General features: G+C 59.5%; 16 protein-coding genes. 2 read left to right on the forward strand and 14 right to left on the reverse strand.

The window, feature by feature from the left end:
• Positions 1-6 precede the first annotated feature (6 nt).
• The 4 genes from pstB to pstS form a co-directional block, all read right to left on the reverse strand.
• Positions 7-786 carry a phosphate ABC transporter ATP-binding protein PstB gene (gene pstB / locus BFL40_RS12970; RefSeq protein WP_071484364.1) on the reverse strand — a complete coding sequence of 260 codons (780 nt, stop codon included), beginning with the start codon at positions 784-786 and terminating at the stop codon, positions 7-9.
• Complete coding sequence (gene pstA, locus BFL40_RS12975; RefSeq protein WP_071484365.1) at positions 786-1,658, reverse strand: phosphate ABC transporter permease PstA; 873 nt, start codon at positions 1,656-1,658, stop codon at positions 786-788. The genes pstB and pstA overlap by 1 nt, the downstream gene beginning before the upstream one ends.
• Positions 1,655-2,650: a phosphate ABC transporter permease subunit PstC gene (pstC, locus tag BFL40_RS12980; RefSeq protein ID WP_071484366.1), complete on the reverse strand. Its 996-nt coding sequence runs from the start codon at positions 2,648-2,650 to the stop codon at positions 1,655-1,657. Before pstC ends, pstA begins: the two co-directional genes overlap by 4 nt.
• Before the next feature lie 63 nt (positions 2,651-2,713).
• Complete coding sequence (gene pstS, locus BFL40_RS12985; RefSeq protein WP_074851609.1) at positions 2,714-3,730, reverse strand: phosphate ABC transporter substrate-binding protein PstS; 1,017 nt, start codon at positions 3,728-3,730, stop codon at positions 2,714-2,716.
• Between the two features lie 283 nt (positions 3,731-4,013).
• On the opposite strand from pstS, the gene BFL40_RS12990 reads away from it, so the two are divergent.
• A complete protein-coding gene (locus BFL40_RS12990) occupies positions 4,014-5,591 on the forward strand; it encodes a lactate dehydrogenase (protein ID WP_235864690.1) in 1,578 nt (525 codons plus the stop codon).
• A gap of 241 nt (positions 5,592-5,832) precedes the next feature.
• A complete protein-coding gene (nadA, locus tag BFL40_RS12995) occupies positions 5,833-6,891 on the forward strand; it encodes a quinolinate synthase NadA (protein ID WP_071484368.1) in 1,059 nt (352 codons plus the stop codon).
• A gap of 70 nt (positions 6,892-6,961) precedes the next feature.
• Here the strand turns inward: nadA and BFL40_RS13000 are convergent, their stop codons facing one another.
• The 10 genes from BFL40_RS13000 to BFL40_RS13045 all read right to left on the reverse strand — a co-directional run bounded on the left by BFL40_RS13000 (position 6,962) and on the right by BFL40_RS13045 (position 18,550).
• Positions 6,962-7,450, reverse strand: a complete 489-nt coding sequence (locus tag BFL40_RS13000; RefSeq protein WP_071484369.1) for an RDD family protein — start codon at positions 7,448-7,450, stop codon at positions 6,962-6,964.
• A 105-nt stretch (positions 7,451-7,555) separates the two neighbouring features.
• Positions 7,556-7,768, reverse strand: a complete 213-nt coding sequence (locus tag BFL40_RS13005) for a cold-shock protein (protein WP_071484370.1) — start codon at positions 7,766-7,768, stop codon at positions 7,556-7,558.
• Positions 7,769-8,158: 390 nt separating this feature from the next.
• Positions 8,159-9,283, reverse strand: coding sequence for a glycine cleavage system aminomethyltransferase GcvT (gene gcvT, locus BFL40_RS13010; RefSeq protein ID WP_071484371.1), 1,125 nt, complete (start codon positions 9,281-9,283; stop codon positions 8,159-8,161).
• A 39-nt stretch (positions 9,284-9,322) separates the two neighbouring features.
• Positions 9,323-10,699, reverse strand: a complete 1,377-nt coding sequence (locus BFL40_RS13015; RefSeq protein ID WP_071484372.1) for an L-serine ammonia-lyase — start codon at positions 10,697-10,699, stop codon at positions 9,323-9,325.
• 102 nt (positions 10,700-10,801) lie between these two features.
• The gene (gene gcvP / locus BFL40_RS13020; RefSeq protein WP_071484373.1) at positions 10,802-13,639 is read right to left on the reverse strand and encodes an aminomethyl-transferring glycine dehydrogenase; all 2,838 of its coding nucleotides are present in this window, start codon (positions 13,637-13,639) and stop codon (positions 10,802-10,804) included.
• 10 nt (positions 13,640-13,649) lie between these two features.
• The gene (gene gcvH / locus BFL40_RS13025; RefSeq protein ID WP_071484374.1) at positions 13,650-14,033 is read right to left on the reverse strand and encodes a glycine cleavage system protein GcvH; all 384 of its coding nucleotides are present in this window, start codon (positions 14,031-14,033) and stop codon (positions 13,650-13,652) included.
• 297 nt (positions 14,034-14,330) lie between these two features.
• Positions 14,331-15,839 (reverse strand): transcriptional regulator GcsR, encoded by a 1,509-nt coding sequence (gcsR, locus tag BFL40_RS13030; protein ID WP_071484375.1) that lies wholly within the window; start codon positions 15,837-15,839, stop codon positions 14,331-14,333.
• A gap of 248 nt (positions 15,840-16,087) precedes the next feature.
• On the reverse strand, positions 16,088-16,450 hold the full coding sequence (locus BFL40_RS13035) for a DUF5064 family protein (RefSeq protein WP_071484376.1): 363 nt from the start codon (positions 16,448-16,450) through the stop codon (positions 16,088-16,090).
• Positions 16,451-16,468: 18 nt separating this feature from the next.
• Entirely contained in the window at positions 16,469-17,398 is a 930-nt protein-coding gene (arcC, locus tag BFL40_RS13040; protein ID WP_071484377.1) for a carbamate kinase, read from the reverse strand.
• 141 nt (positions 17,399-17,539) lie between these two features.
• Positions 17,540-18,550: an ornithine carbamoyltransferase gene (locus BFL40_RS13045; RefSeq protein ID WP_071484378.1), complete on the reverse strand. Its 1,011-nt coding sequence runs from the start codon at positions 18,548-18,550 to the stop codon at positions 17,540-17,542.
• Positions 18,551-18,605: the final 55 nt, after the last annotated feature.

Consider the following 18,605-nt stretch of genomic DNA (forward strand, 5'->3'; position numbering starts at 1 on the left):
GTTTGGCTAGCCAAACCGCCCAGTGATGTAGTCTTCCGTCTGCTTCATCTTCGGTGTGGTAAAGATCTGATCGGTCTTGCCATGCTCAATCAATTCCCCCATGAACATGAACGCGGTGCTGTCCGACACCCGTGCGGCCTGCTGCATGTTGTGGGTCACGATGATCACCGTGTATTGCGTCTTCAACTCCGTAATCAATTGCTCGATGCGCCCTGTAGAAATGGGATCGAGTGCTGAGGTCGGCTCATCCAGCAATAACACCTGAGGCCGCAGCGCGATGGTGCGGGCGATGCACAGCCGCTGTTGCTGACCGCCGGAGAGGCTTTGTGCACTCTGGTTGAGTTTGTCTTTCACCTCATCCCACAGAGCGCCACCGCGCAAGGCTTGCTCGACACGATCATTCATTTCGCGCCGGGACAATTTTTCATGGTGGCGTACGGCATAGGCGATGTTGTCGTAGATCGACATCGGGAATGGTACGGGCTTCTGAAACACCATGCCGACGTGGCTGCGCAGGCGGTTCATCGAGTAGCCGGGGGCGAGGATGTTTTCGCCATTGAGCAACACTTCGCCACGGGCTTCCTGCTTGGGGTACATCGAGTAGATGCGGTTGAACACCCGCAGCATGGTGGATTTGCCGCAGCCCGAAGGGCCGATGATGGCGGTGATGCGCTTCTCTGGAATATCGATGTTGATGGATTTCAGCGAGCGTTGGTTGTTGTAGAAGAATTCCAACCCACGCACCTGGATTTTGGTTTTGTCGGGAGCAATGCCGGTGGCGTCCATCAGTGAGACCTATTGCGTAAAAGAATCAGGCGGGATGCCAGGCTGAGTACGAGCACGAACAGCGTCAGAACCAACGCACCCGCCCACGCGAGCGAATGCCAGTCATCGAACGGGCTCATGGCGTACTGGAAAATAACCACGGGGACGCTGGCAATCGGCTTGAGCAGGTTACTGCTCCAGAACTGGTTGCCGAAGGCGGTGAACAGCAGGGGCGCGGTCTCCCCGGTGATTCGGGCCAAGGCCAGCAGGATGCCGGTGACGACACCGGCCTTGGCCGCTCTCAACACAATTTGCAGCGTCAACTTCCATTGCGGCACACCGAGAGCCAGGGCTGCCTCGCGCATGGTCGAGGGCTGCAGTTGCAGCATCTCATCGGTGGTACGCACGACCACCGGAATCACCAACAGCGCCAAGGCCAATGCACCGGCAATAGCGGAAAACCCGACCTGGTGATTGGTGAGCAAGTTCAGCGGCAGGATGACCCCGGTGTAGATGAACAGACCCAGCACAATCGACGGCGCGGACAAGAGGATGTCGTTGATGAAACGCACCGTAGTCCCCAGACGCGAATGGCGTGCGAATTCTGCCAGCCAGATGCCTGCCATGAGCCCGATCGGAGTACCGATCAGCAATGCGATGGCGGACATCAGCGCGCTGCCATAAAACGCGTTGGCCAGCCCGCCTTCGGTGCCGGGCGGTGGGGTCATCTGGGTAAACAGGCGCAGGTTAAGGGCCTGGAAACCATTGACGATGGTCGTCAGCAGAATCCACGCCAGCCACAGCAAGCCAAAGGCTGTCGCACCGCAGCTGAGGAACATGGCCACGCCATTTTTAAGCGCGCGTTTTCGGTAGAGACGTTCGTTGGCGTTCATATCCCTTCCTTACGCGACAGGCGCATCAGCATCAGCCGCGCCAGCGCCAGCACGACGAAGGTCACGATAAACAGCAGGAAGCCCAAGGCAATCAGCGCGGAACGATGGAGGTCGGTGTAGGCCTCGCTGAATTCGTTGGCGATGACGGAAGCGATGGAGCTGCTGGGCATCAGCAGGGAGGCGGAAAATTGTTGGGCGTTACCCAATACGAAGGTCACTGCCATGGTCTCGCCAAGCGCACGACCGAGGCCGAGAAAGATGCCGCCGACCACCGCCGAGCGGGTGTAAGGCAAGACGATGTCCCATACGACTTCCCACGTAGTGCTACCCAGTGCGTAGGCAGACTCTTTCAATTGCGTGGGCACGCTGCGAAACACCTCATGCATCACCGAGGTGATGAACGGCATGATCATCACTGCCAGCACGATGCCAGCAGTGAGCATGCCAATCCCCAGTGGTGGCCCCTGGAACAGGGAACCGACAAAGGGCAGGGCGCCCAGGTAATCATTGATCAACGGCGACAGGTGTTCGGCCATGAACGGCCCGAACACGAATAAACCCCACATGCCATAAATGATCGAGGGGATACCCGCGAGCAGTTCAATGGCCGATGCCACCGGCATTTTCAGCCAGGGCGGCGCGACTTCCGTAAGAAAAATGGCGATGCCGAAACTCACCGGAACGGCAATCAGCAACGCCAGAAACGAGGTGACCAAGGTGCCGTAAATCGGCACCACGGCGCCAAAGTGGTTATTGACCGCATCCCACTCGGTGCTGGTGATAAAACCGAAACCAAACGTCTTGAAGGCCAGCCCGCCACCCCAGAGGGTCGAGGCTGCAATGGCACCCAGCAGCGCCAATACCAGCATGGCTGCGCCGAACATCGAGCGTTTGAACCACAGATCGTGGCGTTGATCGCGGGCGGCGCGGCTGTCGCCCCGTGTGTCGCTCGCGTGAGTAGTCATTACCAGGGGTTGGACGGTGTCATTCATATCAGATGTGCTCACCACCTGCCTCGATCACCTGGTGACCGAGGAGGGCGGTCGTAGGGCGAGTCAGTTGGTGAAGTCAGACTTCCAGTAACCTTCGATACGCGACACCAGAGAGTCCGGCAGTGCTACGTAGTCCAGCGCCGCTGCCTGTTGCTGACCTTTTTCCAGTGACCACTTGAAGAAGCTGAACGCCGCCTGGCTTTGCTCAGCATTCTTGGGCTGCTTGTACATGATGATCCAGGTAGTCGCCGTAATTGGCCATGCGCCTTCGCCTGGTGCGTTGGTCATGATCAGGTTGAAGTCCTTGGCGTTGGCCCAGTCGGCGGTGTCAGCGGCAGCCTGGAAGGCCTTGGCGTTAGGCTCGACGAATTTGCCCGAAGCGTTTTTCAGCGAGGCATAAGTCATCTTGTTCTGCAGGGCGTAGGCGTATTCCACAAAGCCGATCGAGTTCTTGATCTGCTTCACGTAGGCCGAAACGCCTTCGTTGCCTTTGCCGCCGACACCGACTGGCCAAGGCACGGTGGTACCGAAACCAATCTTGGTTTTCCAGCTGTCGCTGACTTTGGCCAAGTAGTTGGTGAAGTTGTACGAGGTGCCGGAACCGTCCGAACGGTGCACCACAGTGATGTTCGCGCTTGGCAGTTTCACGCCAGGGTTGAGTGCGGCGATGGCCGGGTCGTTCCAGGCCTTGATATCACCGAGGAAGATCTTCGCCAGGGTATCGCCATCGAGTTTCAGTTGGCCTGCGGCCACACCCTCTACGTTCATTACCGGCACGATGCCGCCGATCACGCTGGGGAACTGGCCCAGGCCACCGGCTTTGAGCTCATCGGCCGACAGCGGGGCGTCGGAGGCGCCGAAGTCAACGGTGGCTGCCTTGATCTGGGCGATGCCGCCGCCGGAACCGATCGACTGATAGTTGATGCGGTTGCTGGAGTTCTTGCTGTAGTCCTGCGACCACTTGGACAGCACCGGGTAGACGAAGCTGGAGCCTGCGCCGGTGACGTCGGTGGCATGGGCTACGCCGCTCAGGCACAGGGCGCTCAACAAAACAGACAGACTTTTTTTAGTCGGCAACATCACGACAACACCTCAAGGGAAGGGGTAAGTGGAAAGATCCACCTGTCTAGGACGTGACGATTTAATTCCCGGTATGTGTCTTTTTGATGACGGTTTGGCTTTATGAAGAAACATTTAGAAATGTTTTCGACTGAAGGTGAGCACGGGTTTATCCGTCGGCGTTTCAGCTTACTTGATGAGTGCTGGGTATGGCTCTTTGCTACTTACTTTGGCTTCAATGCTGTCAATCCCAATGTGTCTTGGCTAAATTGAACGTTACTCAGCTTTTAAGACACGGACTGTCATGACTACGCTAACGCCGATCATCACGACCAATCCCCTCATTGCTCGAGCTGTCGCCGTCACTCCTTCGTCCCCGCTGGCGAATGCCGTAGACGTCTCACCAGCTCGACCTTCTTCGGTAGTCAGTCTCGGCAATCCAGCTGCCGTCGCTGTCGATACCTACTCTCGAAACGGATTGTTGCCGGGTCAAGAGAGCGTGCGCACCTGGGAAAGTAGCAATCAGGACGCTGTTACCAACATCATGAATACCCGCTTCAACGCGATCTCCGCGGCCAGTCGCTACAACGGCCTGGGAGCGGCCTTGGTGGATCAGTTCACTAAAGGTGACGGGGCGGGTATTTCACAATCTGTGCTCACTACCACGGCTGACCGGGCCGGGGATGCCGGAGCGATCAAGGCCGATCAGGCGTTGCTGCACAGCAAGGCCGATAATCAGGTCAGCCTCAGTATCAAGACCGCCAGCGGCAAGACCGTCACGTTCAGCCTGTCCAGCCAGAAAGACGGCCTTGGCGTGCAGGCCTCAGTCGAGGGTGGCGACTTGACCACTGATGAGCTCAAGGCCGTCGGCCAATTGGGCAGCGCCTTCCAGGCCTCGGTCGACGGGCTGACCGCCGTACCGCCAAAACTCGACCTGAGCAAACTGACCCAGTTCGACACCAAGCTGCTGGCGTCCGTCGATCTTAATGCCAAGGTGAAGTCCCAGGACGGCGGCGACCTGACCCTGGCCTTCCACGCCGACAACCAGAGCCGCACCACGCGCATGAGTGGCCCGGCTGGTGAGGTTGACCTGGCGGTGGACCTGAAAAACACCGCGATCCTCGGTGACGCCAAACAGCAGGCCAAGGCGCTGAAAACCTACCTCGCCCAATTCGACCGAGTGCAGCAGCGGGGCAGTGCCAACGCGGATCTGATGGCGATGTTCAAGGACGCGTTCAGCGCCATGAACAGCAACTATCCGCAAGGCGCTACCGCCCAGGACGCTTTGACCCGCAACCCGACTGATAAGGGGTTGCTCACTGGCCTGGCGGACTTCAAGGCCTCCATCAAGCAGACCGTTGAAAGATCCAACGACATGCGCCCATCGGAAGTCGACAGCTTTTCCTACAACGTGTCGCAGAAGACTCAAGTCAGTGGTCGTAGCACAGCCGATCGCAGCGTCACTCAGAACCAGCAATCGACGCTGTCGGCAAGCTTCCACAAAAGCCTCGACGGCGGGAAAGCCCCGGTTCTGGACGGCAGTCGCGAGTCGCAGAACTATCTCTATGTGCAAGTGCAGGACAAGGCCAGCAGCACCGCGAGCTTCTCCTACAAAGATGGCCAACTGGCCAGAGCCTCCGTCACGCAAGCAGCGGTGCAGAATACCCATACGCAAAAATATGTGATGGCCCAGCTGGTGGAAGACACCGTGGTGCCGAAGGAAGGCTCATCCAAGCGCGATTACTTGGTGCTGCTTGAACACGCAGCCAAGGAAAGCAAGAAATCCAAGGATGCATTGGAGCAGTCAACGTTGAAGGATGCCCTGGCGAATATGCATGACTCGGTCATGCTGCAGGATGATCCGGATGTGCTGATGCGCTGACGTTCGTAGTGATCAAGGCGGGAAGGCCCAGTGATGAGCCTTCCCGTTTTTTTTGCCCGACAGGCATGCGGTGCCATGCCAGATTAGGCTTTTGAATCCATTCGATATTCTGTAGCCTTGCGCAGCTTCACCTTTACCCGTGCTTGATGAATACAATCACTTCGTCCGGCGGCGCCCGAAGGGCTCCAGAGCCGGTGGTACACTCGACTTTCGCGCAACTGCGCCTGCAGGTCTTGCGAACATGACGCAAATTTCCGAACGCCTTCTGGTTCAAGCCCACCTTGACGCCAAGCAGCCTAAGGCTCTAAGTGCCGATGAAGAGGCCAGTCTGCGTGCTGACATCGCCGCTGAGCTCAAGGCTCAAGACGCGGTGCTGGTCGCGCATTTCTATTGCGATCCGGTGATTCAGGCCTTGGCCGAAGAAACCGGTGGCTGTGTCTCCGACTCCCTGGAAATGGCGCGCTTCGGCGCTGCCCACCCGGCCAAGACCGTACTGGTCGCCGGTGTGCGTTTCATGGGCGAGACCGCCAAAATTCTTACCCCCGAAAAACGCATCCTGATGCCAACCCTGGAAGCCACGTGCTCCCTGGACTTGGGTTGCCCAGTGGATGAGTTTTCGGCGTTCTGCGATCAGCATCCCGAGCGCACCGTGGTGGTGTACGCCAACACGTCGGCGGCGGTCAAAGCCCGGGCGGATTGGGTGGTGACCTCCAGTTGCGCACTGGAAATCGTCGAAAGCCTGATGGATAACGGCGAGACGATTATCTGGGGGCCGGACAAGCATTTGGGCACCTACATCCAGCGTCAGACCGGTGCGGATATGTTGCTGTGGGACGGTGCGTGCATCGTCCATGAAGAGTTCAAGTCCAAGCAGCTTGAGGACATGAAGGCGTTGTACCCGGATGCTGCGATCCTGGTGCACCCGGAGTCGCCGACGGCGGTGATCGAGTTGGCGGATGCGGTGGGCTCCACCAGTCAGTTGATTGCGGCAGCGCAGCGTTTGCCGAACAAGACCTTCATCGTGGCTACCGATCGCGGCATCTTCTACAAGATGCAGCAGCTGTGCCCGGACAAGGTATTTGTTGAGGCGCCTACCGCCGGTAACGGCGCTGCGTGCCGTAGTTGCGCGCACTGCCCGTGGATGGCGATGAATACGCTGGAGCGTACGCTGCAGTGCCTGCGTGAGGGGACTAACGAGATCTTTGTCGAGCCTTCGGTGATCCCACACGCCGTACGCCCGCTCAAGCGCATGCTGGACTTCACTCAGGCTGCGCGCCTCAGGCTGGCCGGCAACGCCTGACCCAAGGCCAACACAGTAAAAATGTGGGAGCAGGCAAGCCAGCTCCCACACTTGTTTGTATCGTTCGAATTTATTTCTTCTGCTTCGGAATCCGCACCAACTGCGTATCCGAATAGATGTCGTGCCAGCTGCGTTTGTGCTTATCAAACAGCGACCAGAAAAACCCCAGCCCTCCACACAACCACGACGCAATCGACACCACAAAACGCAACAGCGCCTGCCACAGACTGATCCGCGATCCATCGGCATTCTGCACACGCACGCCCCACACCTGCATGCCCAGGGTCTGCCCGGAATGAGTCCAGAACTTGGCAAAGAACCCAAACAACACAAAGAACAAAATCGTCGATAGCAACGGGTCGCCGTCCAGCGCGCCGGACTCGGTAAGCGTGCGCATCTTGGCCTCGCCCACAAACGCGATCCACACCAACTTGTAGATGAAGGCGGTGACGATCAGCAGGGCCGTGCATAACAGGAAGTCATAGAACATCGCTGCCAGGCGACGGCCCAGGCCAACGGCGGGGAACTCGCCTTGGGGGCTCAGCAGGGGTTTGGACATGGCAGGACTCTCTGAAGAAAAAAGACATTTTACGGGCCATACCCACACAGCGCCCATAAAAAAGCCCCTGATGGTGACATCAGGGGCTTTTTGTCGCAGGAAGGATCAGCCTTCTGCTTGTACTTCGTCTGCTTGCAGGCCTTTTTGGCCTTGAACCGAAACGAAGGTGACTTTCTGGCCTTCTTTCAGGCTTTTGAAGCCGTTGCCCTGAATAGCGCGGAAATGGACGAACAGATCCGGACCGCTTTCTGGAGTGATAAAACCAAACCCTTTCTCGTCGTTAAACCACTTGACGGTACCGCTCTGACGATTCGACATTTCTTCTTTCCTATGACGCAAAAAATTAATGACAGCCCCTTTCACATGAAAGAGTACTGGGCTGAGTTGCAGGAAAGTAAGAGACGTCGAACGGGTTGTAGCAAACTTTGGCTACTGCCCAGGTCCAGGTTCAAAGCGACCCATGCAAACACAGTGATTAAACTTTACGCCAACTAATGCAGAAAAAACAAGCCCTGCCAAAAGCCCAGCTTTTGCTCGGTTTCATGACACTTTGGTCAACAAAAACGGATCCCGCTTATTCGATAGAATTGATCACTTGTTATAGGTTAGTTCCTATTGTATTGACTATCGTCAATGCACTGTTTTATGGCGGTTGCGTTACAGTTTAGTGCGCGTTAACGCAACCGCGTTACTTATAGGAACAGTCAATCAGCCACGGTAGTAACGCTGCGGCACAAATGGCATTTTACTTACACGCAGTGGCACCTTTTTCCCACGTACCAACGCAGAGACCTCGGTATCCAGTGCGATGAACGCGCTGTCCAGGTAACCCATGGCCAGCGGGCCGCCCAAGGTTGGGCCAAAACCGCCGCTGCACACGCTGCCGATCACGGTGCCATGTTCGTCGACGATCTCCGCACCTTCACGCACGGGTGTGCGTTCTTGGGGCAGCAGGCCTACTCGCTTGCGGCTCACACCGGCTTGCTGCTGGGTGAAGATCCGGTCAGCGCCCGGGAAGCCACCGGCACGCGCGCCATCAGCGCGACGGGCCTTGGAGATGGCCCACAGCAGGCTGGCTTCAATCGGCGTGGTCTCGGTGTTCATGTCGTGGCCGTACAGGCACAGGCCAGCTTCCAGGCGCAGGGAGTCGCGGGCGCCCAGGCCGATGGCCTGTACTTCGGTCTCGGCCAGCAGGCTGCGGGCCAGGCTTTCGGCGTTGGCGGCGGGCACGGAGATTTCAAAACCGTCTTCACCGGTGTAGCCGGAACGGCTGACGTAGCAGTCCACACCGAGCAGACGCAGGGTGGCGAACTGCATGAACGTCATCTTGGTCACTTCAGGTGCCAGGCGTGCCAGTACCTTCACCGCCGCCGGGCCTTGCAGGGCCAGCAGCGCGCGTTCTTCGAACAGTGGTTCGATGGTGCACTGGTCGCCGATATGTTTGCGCAGGTGGGCCAGATCCTGATCCTTGCAGGCCGCGTTGACCACCAGGAACAGCTCGTCGTTACCCAGGTTGGCGACCATCAGGTCGTCGAGGATGCCACCCTGGTCATTGGTGAACATCGCATAGCGCTGCATGCCCATCGGCAGGTCGATGATGTCGACCGGCACCAGGGTTTCCAGGGCCTTGGCGGCGTTCGCGCCGGTCAGGCGGATCTGGCCCATGTGGGACACGTCGAACAACCCGGCCTGTTCACGGGTATGCAGGTGTTCCTTCATCACGCCCAGCGGGTATTGCACCGGCATGTCGTAGCCGGCGAAGGGCACCATGCGCGCGCCCAGTTCGATGTGCAGCGCATGCAATGGGGTTTTCAACAGGGTTTCGGTGGACATATTCAGCTCCTGAAAAACGTGCGGACGCGCCTTTGGGCGTCAGCACTCGATAATGTTGACCGCCAAACCGCCACGGGCGGTTTCCTTGTATTTGCTTTTCATGTCGGCGCCGGTCTGGCGCATGGTGCGAATGACCTTGTCGAGGGACACAAAGTGCTGGCCGTCGCCGCGCAACGCCATGCGCACCGCATTGATGGCCTTGACCGAGCCCATGGCATTGCGCTCGATACAGGGCACCTGCACCAGTCCGCCAATCGGGTCGCACGTCAGGCCAAGGTTGTGTTCCATGCCGATCTCGGCGGCGTTTTCAACTTGGGAAACGCTGCCGCCCAACACTTCGCACAACGCGCCCGCGGCCATCGAACAGGCCACGCCGACTTCACCCTGGCAGCCGACTTCGGCCCCGGAGATCGATGCATTTTCCTTGTACAAGATGCCGATGGCGGCGGCGGTGAGCAGAAAGCGCACCACGCCATCTTCCGTCGCGCCTGGGATAAAGCGCATGTAGTAATGCAAGACCGCCGGCACAATTCCTGCGGCGCCGTTGGTAGGCGCCGTCACCACGCGGCCGCCGTTGGCGTTTTCTTCGTTGACCGCCAGTGCATACAGATTGACCCAGTCCAGTACCGACAACGGGTCGCGCAGCGCCGATTCCGGGTGTTTGCACAACTGCCGGTGCAGCGCAGCCGCGCGGCGCTTGACCTTCAAACCACCGGGCAAAATCCCTTCATTGCGACAGCCTGCATCTACGCAGTCCTGCATCACCTGCCAGATTTTCAGCAAGCCGCTGCGTGTCTCCGCCTCCGGGCGCCAGGCACTTTCGTTGGTCAGCATCACCTGGCTGATGGACAGCCCGTAGGTGGCGCAATGGCCCAGCAGCTCCTTGGCGGTCTTGAACGGGAAGGTCAGGGGCGTGGCGTCTTCGACGATCCGGTCAGCACCGGCAGCGTCTTCATCCACCACAAAACCGCCGCCGACCGAGTAGTACTCGCGGCTGCGAATCTGGATGTTTGCGGCGTCGAAGGCACGAAAAATCATGCCATTGGGATGGTAGGCGAGGGGTTTGCGAATCATCGCCAAGTGTTCTTTCTCGTTGAACGCAATGCTGTGTTCGCCGAGCAAATTCAAGCGGCCGTCCTTGCGCATTTGCGCCAAGCGGGTAGCCACGGTTTCAGTGTTTACGGTGTCCGGGTGTTCGCCTTCCAGGCCCAGTAACACGGCCTTGTCGCTGCCGTGGCCTTTGCCGGTGGCGCCGAGGGAGCCATAGAGTTCCACCTTGACGCAGGTGGCGACGCTCAGCAGGTTGTCACGTCGCAACCCTTCGACAAAACGGGCAGCGGCGCGCATCGGGCCGACGGTGTGGGAGCTGGAGGGGCCGATGCCAATCTTGAACAGGTCGAACACGCTAAGGGACATGGTTGTTCTCCGGTTTCTTATTATTTTTTGAAGGCTGACTCGGTCAAGTGTGGGAGGGAGTAAGCCCCCTCCCACATTTTTGACCGCGTTCAGCCAGTCAGGTTATGCGTAGCTCTCGATCGAAGGGCACGCACACACCAGATTGCGATCGCCAAACACGTTGTCGACCCGGCCAACCGGCGGCCAGTACTTGCCTTCGACCAACGACGCCACTGGGTACACCGCCTGTTCGCGGCTGTACGGGTGGCTCCATTCGCCCACCAGTTCAGCTGCCGTGTGCGGCGCGTTTTTCAGTGGGTTGTCGTCCTTGTCCAGGGTGCCGTTTTCCACTGCGCGGATTTCTTCGCGGATGGCGATCATTGCGTTGCAGAAGCGGTCCAGTTCTTCCTTGGATTCACTTTCGGTCGGCTCGATCATCAAGGTGCCGGCCACCGGGAACGACATGGTCGGGGCGTGGAAACCGAAGTCGATCAGGCGCTTGGCCACGTCATCCACGCTGATGCCGCTGCTGTCTTTCAGCGGGCGCAGGTCGAGGATGCATTCGTGGGCCACCAGGCCGTTGCTGCCGGTGTACAGCACGGGGTAGTGCTCTTCCAGGCGACGGGAAATGTAGTTGGCATTCAGGATCGCCAGCTGCGAAGCACGCTTGAGGCCTGCGCCACCCATCATGCTGATGTACATCCAGGTGATCGGCAAAATGCTCGCGCTGCCGAATGGCGCCGCACACACCGCGCCTTCCTTGCGCTCCATGGCCGCGTGGCCCGGCAGGAATGGCGTGAGGTGGGATTTGACGCCGATCGGGCCAACGCCTGGGCCGCCACCGCCGTGAGGAATGCAGAAGGTCTTGTGCAGGTTCAGGTGGGACACGTCGCCGCCGAACTTACCCGGTGCGCACAGGCCAACCATCGCGTTCATGTTGGCGCCGTCGATATACACCTGGCCGCCGTTGTCGTGAATGATCTCGCAGATTTCGCGGATGCCTTCTTCGAACACGCCGTGGGTGGACGGGTAGGTGATCATCAGCGCGGCGAGGTGGTCGCGGTGCTCAATGGCCTTGGCGCGCAGGTCTTCGATGTCCACGTTGCCGCGGGCGTCGCAGGCTGTCACGACAACGCGCATGCCGGCCATGTTGGCGGTGGCCGGGTTGGTGCCGTGGGCCGACGACGGGATCAGGCAGATGTCGCGGCGCTCATCGCCACGGCTCTGGTGATAGGCACGGATCGCCAGCAGGCCTGCGTATTCGCCTTGGGAGCCGGCGTTCGGTTGCAGCGAGATCGCGTCGTAACCGGTGGCGGCGCAGAGCATGGCTTCCAGGTCCGAGGTCAGCTCCAGGTAGCCGGCGCTTTGCTCGGCCGGGGCGAACGGGTGCAGGGCACCAAACTCGGCCCAGGTCACCGGGATCATTTCGCTGGCGGCGTTGAGCTTCATCGTGCACGAGCCCAGCGGGATCATGGTGCGGTCCAGCGCCAGGTCCTTGTCGGCCAGCTTGCGCAGGTAGCGCATCAGCTCGGTTTCGGAGTGATAACGGTTGAACACCGGGTGGCTGAGGACTGGCGACTGGCGCAGCAGGGCGGCTGGCAGGGTGCTTTCAGTCTCGACGAACGCGGGCAGGGCCTTGCCGTCGGCGAAGATCGACCACAGGGTTTCGATATCGGCCTGGGTGGTGGTTTCATCCACCGATACGCCAAGACGCTCACCGTCGACCACACGCAAATTGATGCGCTGGGCGCGGGCCTTGTCGTGCAAGGCCGCAGTGTTGGCACCGGTGTTGAGGGTGATGGTGTCGAAGAAGTTGGCTTGCTCGACTTTCAAGCCCAAAGCGGTCAAGCCTTTGGCCAGGATCGCGGTCAACTGGTGAATGCGCTGAGCGATCTGGGTCAGGCCTTTCGGGCCGTGGTACACGGCGTACATGCTGGCGATGTTGGCCAGCAATACTTGGGCGGTGCAGATGTTGCTCGTGGCTTTCTCGCGGCGGATGTGTTGCTCGCGGGTTTGCATCGCCAGGCGCAGGGCCGGCTTGCCGAAACGATCGACCGACACACCGACCAAGCGGCCCGGCATGTCGCGCTTGAACGCATCCTTGGTGGAGAAGTACGCCGCGTGTGGGCCACCAAAGCCCAGCGGTACACCGAAGCGTTGCGCGCTGCCGATGGCCACGTCGGCACCGAACTCACCCGGTGGGGTCAGCAGGGTCAAGGCCAACAGGTCAGCGGCCACGGCTACCAAAGCATTGGCGGCATGGAAACGTTCGGTCAGTTCGCGGTAATCAAACACGTCACCGTTGCTGGCCGGGTATTGCAGCAGGGCGCCGAAGAACGGGCTGACGTCGGTCAGTTCGCGCTCGTCGCCCACTACCACGTCAATGCCCAACGGCTCGGCGCGGGTGCGCAGCACGTCGAGGGTTTGCGGGTGGCTGTGCACGGAGGCGAAGAAGGCGTTGCTGCCCTTGTTCTTGCTCAGGCGCTTGCAGAAGGTCATGGCTTCGGCGGCGGCGGTAGCTTCGTCGAGCAAGGAGGCGTTGGCGATCGGCAGGCCGGTGAGGTCGCTGATCAGGGTCTGGAAGTTCAGCAGCGCTTCCAGGCGGCCCTGGGAAATCTCTGGTTGATATGGGGTGTAGGCGGTGTACCAGGCCGGGTTTTCCAGCAGGTTGCGCAGGATCGGCGACGGCGTGTGGCAGTTGTAGTAGCCCTGGCCGATGTAGGTCTTGAACAGTTGGTTCTTGCCGGCGATGGCCTTGATCTTGGCCAGGGCCTCGGCTTCGCTCAGGCCGTCCTCCAGGCCGAGCACGCTGGTGCCCTTGATGCTTTCCGGGATCACGCTGGCGCTCAGGGCTTCCAGGGAGTCAAAGCCCAGGCTGGCAAGCATTTGCTGCTCGTCTTCCTGGCGCGGGCCGATGTGGCGGGCGATGAATTCGTTGGCGGTACTCAAATTAACAGTCATGGCGCGCTCCTCAGGCTTGCGCGTTGGCTTTGATCAGGCGGTCGTACGCATCCTGATCCAACAGCTTAGCTACTGCATCGGCATCGGCCGGTTTAAAACGGAAGAACCAGCCTTGGCCCATCGGGTCTTCGTTGACCAATTCCGGGCTGTCGCTCAGTTGTTCGTTCACTTCCAGCACTTCGCCAGTCAGGGGCATGTACACGCCGCTGGCGGCTTTGACCGATTCCACGGTGGACGCTTCAGCGCCCTTGTCGTAGGCCTGCAACTCAGGCAGTTGTACGAAAACCACATCACCCAGCGCGTTCTGTGCGAAAGCGGTGATACCCACGGTGACGCTGCCGTCAGCTTCGGCGCGCAGCCATTCGTGATCTTCAGTGAAACGCAACTCGCTCATGGAAACTCCTCGGGGCCAGATTCGTCTGGTGGACGGGATTGGAATAATGAGGAGTTGCTTAGCAAAATCGCGGCCAATGTTATTAAGTCTTTATAAATCAATGATTTAATAAAATTGGTTATAGCGTTATACATCGAGGCTGTAGCGATTTCGCTACAGGGAGGCGCATGAAAAAAAGCCTATGTGGATCAAAGCCTTGCATGGCGCGCAAAAAACAGGGTTGTAGCGATATCGTTCCGCTGTAGCGCTTTCAGTACAGTGGATGTCGTTCTCAGACCACATTTGGACCGAGTGCAATCAATTCTTACCGGGAATGCCGTATTTGCGCAGGCGATGGGCGATGGCCGTGTGGGAAGTTTGCAGGCGGCTGGCCAATTGGCGGGTCGAGGGGTAGCTGGTGTAGAGCTTTTCCAGCAGGCTGCGCTCGAAGTCTTCCACTGCCTGTTCCAGGCTGTCGATTTCCCCGTCGCTTTGGCGTGCCACCGAGGTGCCGGCGATGTCCAGGTCGCCAATATCCACCAGGCTGCTTTCACAAATGGCCGCGGCGCGGAAGATCACGTTCTGCAATTGCCGCACATTGCCCGGCCAGCGGTTACCCAACAGCGCCGGGTAAGTGCCGGGCGCCAGGCGGCACACCGGGCGTTGGATCTGCGCGCAGGCCTGCTGCATGAAGTAACGGGCGAGCAGCAGAATGTCCTGGCCGCGTTCGCGCAGCGGCGGCACTTCAACGTTGAGTACGTTGAGGCGGTAGAACAGGTCTTCACGAAAGGTGCCTTCGCTGACCATCTTTTCCAGGTCGCGGTGGGTGGCGCTGAGGATGCGCACATTGACCTTCACTTCGCGGTCACCGCCCACACGGCGGAAACTGCCGTCGTTGAGAAAACGCAGCAACTTGGCCTGTAAGTACGGCGACATTTCGCCGATCTCATCCAGAAACACCGTGCCCTGGTTGGCCAACTCCATCAGGCCCGGCTTGCCGCCTCGCTGGGCGCCGGTAAAGGCGCCGGGGGCGTAGCCGAACAACTCGCTCTCGGCGAGGTTCTCCGGCAGTGCTGCGCAGTTCAGCGCCAGAAACGGCGCACTGTGGCGCGCGCTGATCGCATGGCAGGCTCGGGCCACCAGCTCTTTGCCGGTGCCGGTCTCGCCCTGAATCAACAACGGTGCATCCAACGCCGCCACCCGCTGCGCCCGCGCCTTGAGGGTGCGAATGACGGGGGACTCGCCCAGCAGCGCATCAAACCCTTCGGCATGGTCGTGGTGCAGCGCCGACAGTTGTTCGCCGATGCGGTTGGGTTGGTACAGGGTCAGCAGGGCGCCGGCGTCGGTGATCGGCGTGGCGTCCAGCAGCAGGGTCTGGCCGTTGACGCTGATTTCGCGCAGGGCCAGGCGAAAGCCATGTTCCAGCAAGGTCTCCAGCAGCGCCGGGTCGTTGAACAGCTCGGCGATGCTTTCCCCAGCCGGTTCGCGGCCGTACAGGGCGATCAGTGCAGGGTTGGCCAGCAGGATTTTGCCCGCGCTGTCCAACGCCAGCACCGGGTCGGTCATGGCGGCCAGCAGGGCGTCGAGTTGCAGGTGGCGGCGCTGGCCGGGAAGGATGTCCACCACGGTAACCGCCTGCACACCGTGCACGCTGAACAGCGCGTCGCGCAGTTCTTCGAGGACGTCGGCGCTGAGGGTCGGCGCGTCGATATAGACGTTGGGCGGCACCATCTCCACTGCATCCAGGTTGAGATTGCGCCCACCGAGCAAGGCCAGGACTTCCTGGGTAATGCCGACGCGGTCGATGAAGCTGACGTGGATACGCATGGGGTGGCTGACAAATCTGCAGAGCGAGAGGCGGCAAGTATGCCTTGGAGACGATGGAGATCAAAATGCGGGAGCTGGTTTACCTGTGAGAAAGGAGTTGAATGATCGTTCCCACGCTCTGCGTGGGAATGCCGCCATGGACGCTCCGCGTCCCGCTGTCGATTCAGGTTTCAAGTCCTGCGCAAAGTGACGCACAGCGTCACGGGATGCATTCCCACGCGGAGCGTGGGAACGATCATCGGGTGCAACTACTCGAGGTGTTCGGGTTTGATCGGATCGCCCGGCTTCACATCCAACTGATGCCGCACATCCTCAAACATCAGATCGTACTGCTTGTGCATCTGCCCATTAAGCACGGCAGCCTTCGGCATTCCATACTTCTGCGCGATCTTCATCGCATAGCGGGCAAAGTCGAACGCTTGGTCCTTGGGCAAAAAGAACTCTTCCTTGAGGTCCTTGCCTTGCACCGAACCGTGCATCTTGAACAGCATTCCCTTGCCTTCCTTTGGGTCCTGGCTGACTTCGTAGTCGATGCACAGGTTGTAGCTGTGGTCGTCCTTGGTGAGCGCGTGACGTTCAATGTGCAAGTGACCAGGTTCAAAGGTGGCCATAGGCGTTTCTCCTCTACTTCATAGGTAGGTGATGCCAGGTTTTGCCGTGCTGATCCGCGTGCCGGCACTGCCCTGGACGATGGCTTCGATGTCCGAGAGTGAACCGATGACTGCGGTTTTGCCAGTCTGGCGGGCGAACTCACAGGCGGCTTGAACCTTGGGCCCCATGGAGCCGGCGGCGAAGCCGAGTTTTTCCATTTCGTCGGGGTGGGCCTGGCCGATGGCTTTTTGGGTCGGCTTGCCGTAGTCGATAAAGGCGGCGTTGACGTCAGTGGCGATCACCAGCAAATCGGCGTGCAGTTGCCCGGCGAGGAGGGACGAGCAGAGGTCCTTATCGATCACTGCCTCGATGCCTTTGAGCTTGCCGTCATCACCGTACATCGTTGGAATCCCACCGCCGCCGGCGCAAATAACAATGCTGCCTTTTTCCAGCAACCAGGTGATTGGGCGGATTTCAAAGATGCGCTTCGGACGCGGGCTGGCAACTACGCGGCGGTATTTATCGCCATCCGGCGCGATGGCCCAGCCTTTTTCAGCGGCCAGTTTTTCAGCTTCGGCTTTGGAGTACACCGGGCCGATGGGTTTGGTGGGGTTTTTGAAGGCCGGATCTTTGGCGTCGACTTCCACCTGAGTGAGCAAGGTGGCGAAGGGCACTTCGAAGTCCAGCAGATTGCCCAGTTCCTGTTCGATGATGTAGCCGATCATGCCCTCGGTCTCGGCGCCCAAAACGTCCAGCGGGTATGGCGAAACCTGGGTGTAGGCCGCCGCCTGCAGCGACAGCAGGCCGACTTGCGGGCCATTGCCGTGGGCGATCACCAGTTCGTTGCCGGGGTAGATCTTGGCGATCTGTTCGGTGGCGATCCGGATATTGGCGCGTTGGTTGTCCGCGGTCATGGGTTCACCACGGCGGAGCAGGGCGTTACCGCCCAGTGCAACGACGATACGCATAATGCAATCCTTCTAGAGATGATCGTTCCCACGCTCTGCGTGGGAATGCATCCTGTGACGCTCCGCGTCACGACTTTAAGTGCAGACGCGGAGCGTCCAGGGCGGCATTCCCACGCAGAGCGTGGGAACGATCAGTGGAAGTTAGATATCCGCCAACGCCGACACCAGAATCGCCTTGATGGTGTGCATGCGGTTTTCCGCCTGCTCGAACGCGATATTGGCGGGCGACTCAAACACCTCTTCGGTCACTTCCACACCATTGGCCAGGTTCGGATAGCGCGCGGCGATGTCCTTGCCGACCTTGGTTTCGCTGTTGTGGAATGCCGGCAGGCAGTGCATGAATTTCACCCGAGGATTGCCCGAGGCTTTCATCATCTTGGCGTTGACCTGGTACGGCAGCAGTTGCTCGATACGCTCGTCCCACGCTTCTACCGGCTCACCCATCGACACCCAGATATCGGTATGGATGAAGTCCACGCCCTTGACCGCTTCTTTCGGGTCTTCGGTGATGGTGATGCGCGCGCCGCTTTCCTCGGCAAATGCCTGGCACTGCTTGATGAAATCTTCATGGGGCCACAGGGCTTTCGGTGCGCCGATGCGCACGTCCATGCCCAGCTTGGCGCCGATCATCAGCAGTGAGTTACCCATGTTGTAACGGGCGTCACCGAGGTAGGCGTAGCTGATGTCATGCAGCGGCTTGTCGCTGTGTTCGCGCATGGTCAGGGTGTCGGCAATCATTTGCGTCGGGTGGAATTCGGCGGTCAGGCCGTTGAACACCGGCACGCCAGCGAACTTGGCCAGCTCTTCGACGATTTCCTGTTCAAAGCCACGGTACTCGATGGCATCGAACATACGGCCCAGCACGCGGGCGGTGTCTTTCATGCTTTCTTTGTGGCCGATCTGCGACGACACCGGGTCGATATAAGTGACGTGGGCGCCTTGGTCATGGGCCGCTACTTCGAACGCGCAGCGGGTGCGGGTCGAGGTTTTTTCGAAAATCAGCGCGATGTTTTTGCCCTTCAGGTGCGGACGCTCGGTGCCGGTGTATTTGGCGCGTTTGAGGTCGCGGGACAGGTCCAGCAGGTAGTGCAGCTCGCGAGTGGTGTGGTGCATCAGCGAGAGCAGGCTGCGGTTGCGCATGTTAAAAGCCATGATGGATCTCCTTCTGTTTAGGTTATCCCCTTGGCCGGCGCTTTGTGGGCGGCGG

This window comes from Pseudomonas costantinii, assembly GCF_001870435.1.
GTDB classification, from domain to species: domain Bacteria; phylum Pseudomonadota; class Gammaproteobacteria; order Pseudomonadales; family Pseudomonadaceae; genus Aquipseudomonas; species Aquipseudomonas costantinii.

What these genes read in the sequence shown, in the direction of transcription:
- pstB (WP_071484364.1), bottom strand. Translation starts at nt 786, where the DNA reads ATGGACGCCACCGGCATTGCTCCCGACAAAACCAAAATCCAGGTGCGT.
- pstA (WP_071484365.1), bottom strand. Translation starts at nt 1,658, where the DNA reads ATGAACGCCAACGAACGTCTCTACCGAAAACGCGCGCTTAAAAATGGC.
- pstC (WP_071484366.1), bottom strand. Translation starts at nt 2,650, where the DNA reads ATGAATGACACCGTCCAACCCCTGGTAATGACTACTCACGCGAGCGAC.
- pstS (WP_074851609.1), bottom strand. Translation starts at nt 3,730, where the DNA reads ATGTTGCCGACTAAAAAAAGTCTGTCTGTTTTGTTGAGCGCCCTGTGC.
- BFL40_RS12990 (WP_235864690.1), top strand. Translation starts at nt 4,014, where the DNA reads ATGACTACGCTAACGCCGATCATCACGACCAATCCCCTCATTGCTCGA.
- nadA (WP_071484368.1), top strand. Translation starts at nt 5,833, where the DNA reads ATGACGCAAATTTCCGAACGCCTTCTGGTTCAAGCCCACCTTGACGCC.
- BFL40_RS13000 (WP_071484369.1), bottom strand. Translation starts at nt 7,450, where the DNA reads ATGTCCAAACCCCTGCTGAGCCCCCAAGGCGAGTTCCCCGCCGTTGGC.
- BFL40_RS13005 (WP_071484370.1), bottom strand. Translation starts at nt 7,768, where the DNA reads ATGTCGAATCGTCAGAGCGGTACCGTCAAGTGGTTTAACGACGAGAAA.
- gcvT (WP_071484371.1), bottom strand. Translation starts at nt 9,283, where the DNA reads ATGTCCACCGAAACCCTGTTGAAAACCCCATTGCATGCGCTGCACATC.
- BFL40_RS13015 (WP_071484372.1), bottom strand. Translation starts at nt 10,699, where the DNA reads ATGTCCCTTAGCGTGTTCGACCTGTTCAAGATTGGCATCGGCCCCTCC.
- gcvP (WP_071484373.1), bottom strand. Translation starts at nt 13,639, where the DNA reads ATGACTGTTAATTTGAGTACCGCCAACGAATTCATCGCCCGCCACATC.
- gcvH (WP_071484374.1), bottom strand. Translation starts at nt 14,033, where the DNA reads ATGAGCGAGTTGCGTTTCACTGAAGATCACGAATGGCTGCGCGCCGAA.
- gcsR (WP_071484375.1), bottom strand. Translation starts at nt 15,839, where the DNA reads ATGCGTATCCACGTCAGCTTCATCGACCGCGTCGGCATTACCCAGGAA.
- BFL40_RS13035 (WP_071484376.1), bottom strand. Translation starts at nt 16,450, where the DNA reads ATGGCCACCTTTGAACCTGGTCACTTGCACATTGAACGTCACGCGCTC.
- arcC (WP_071484377.1), bottom strand. Translation starts at nt 17,398, where the DNA reads ATGCGTATCGTCGTTGCACTGGGCGGTAACGCCCTGCTCCGCCGTGGT.
- BFL40_RS13045 (WP_071484378.1), bottom strand. Translation starts at nt 18,550, where the DNA reads ATGGCTTTTAACATGCGCAACCGCAGCCTGCTCTCGCTGATGCACCAC.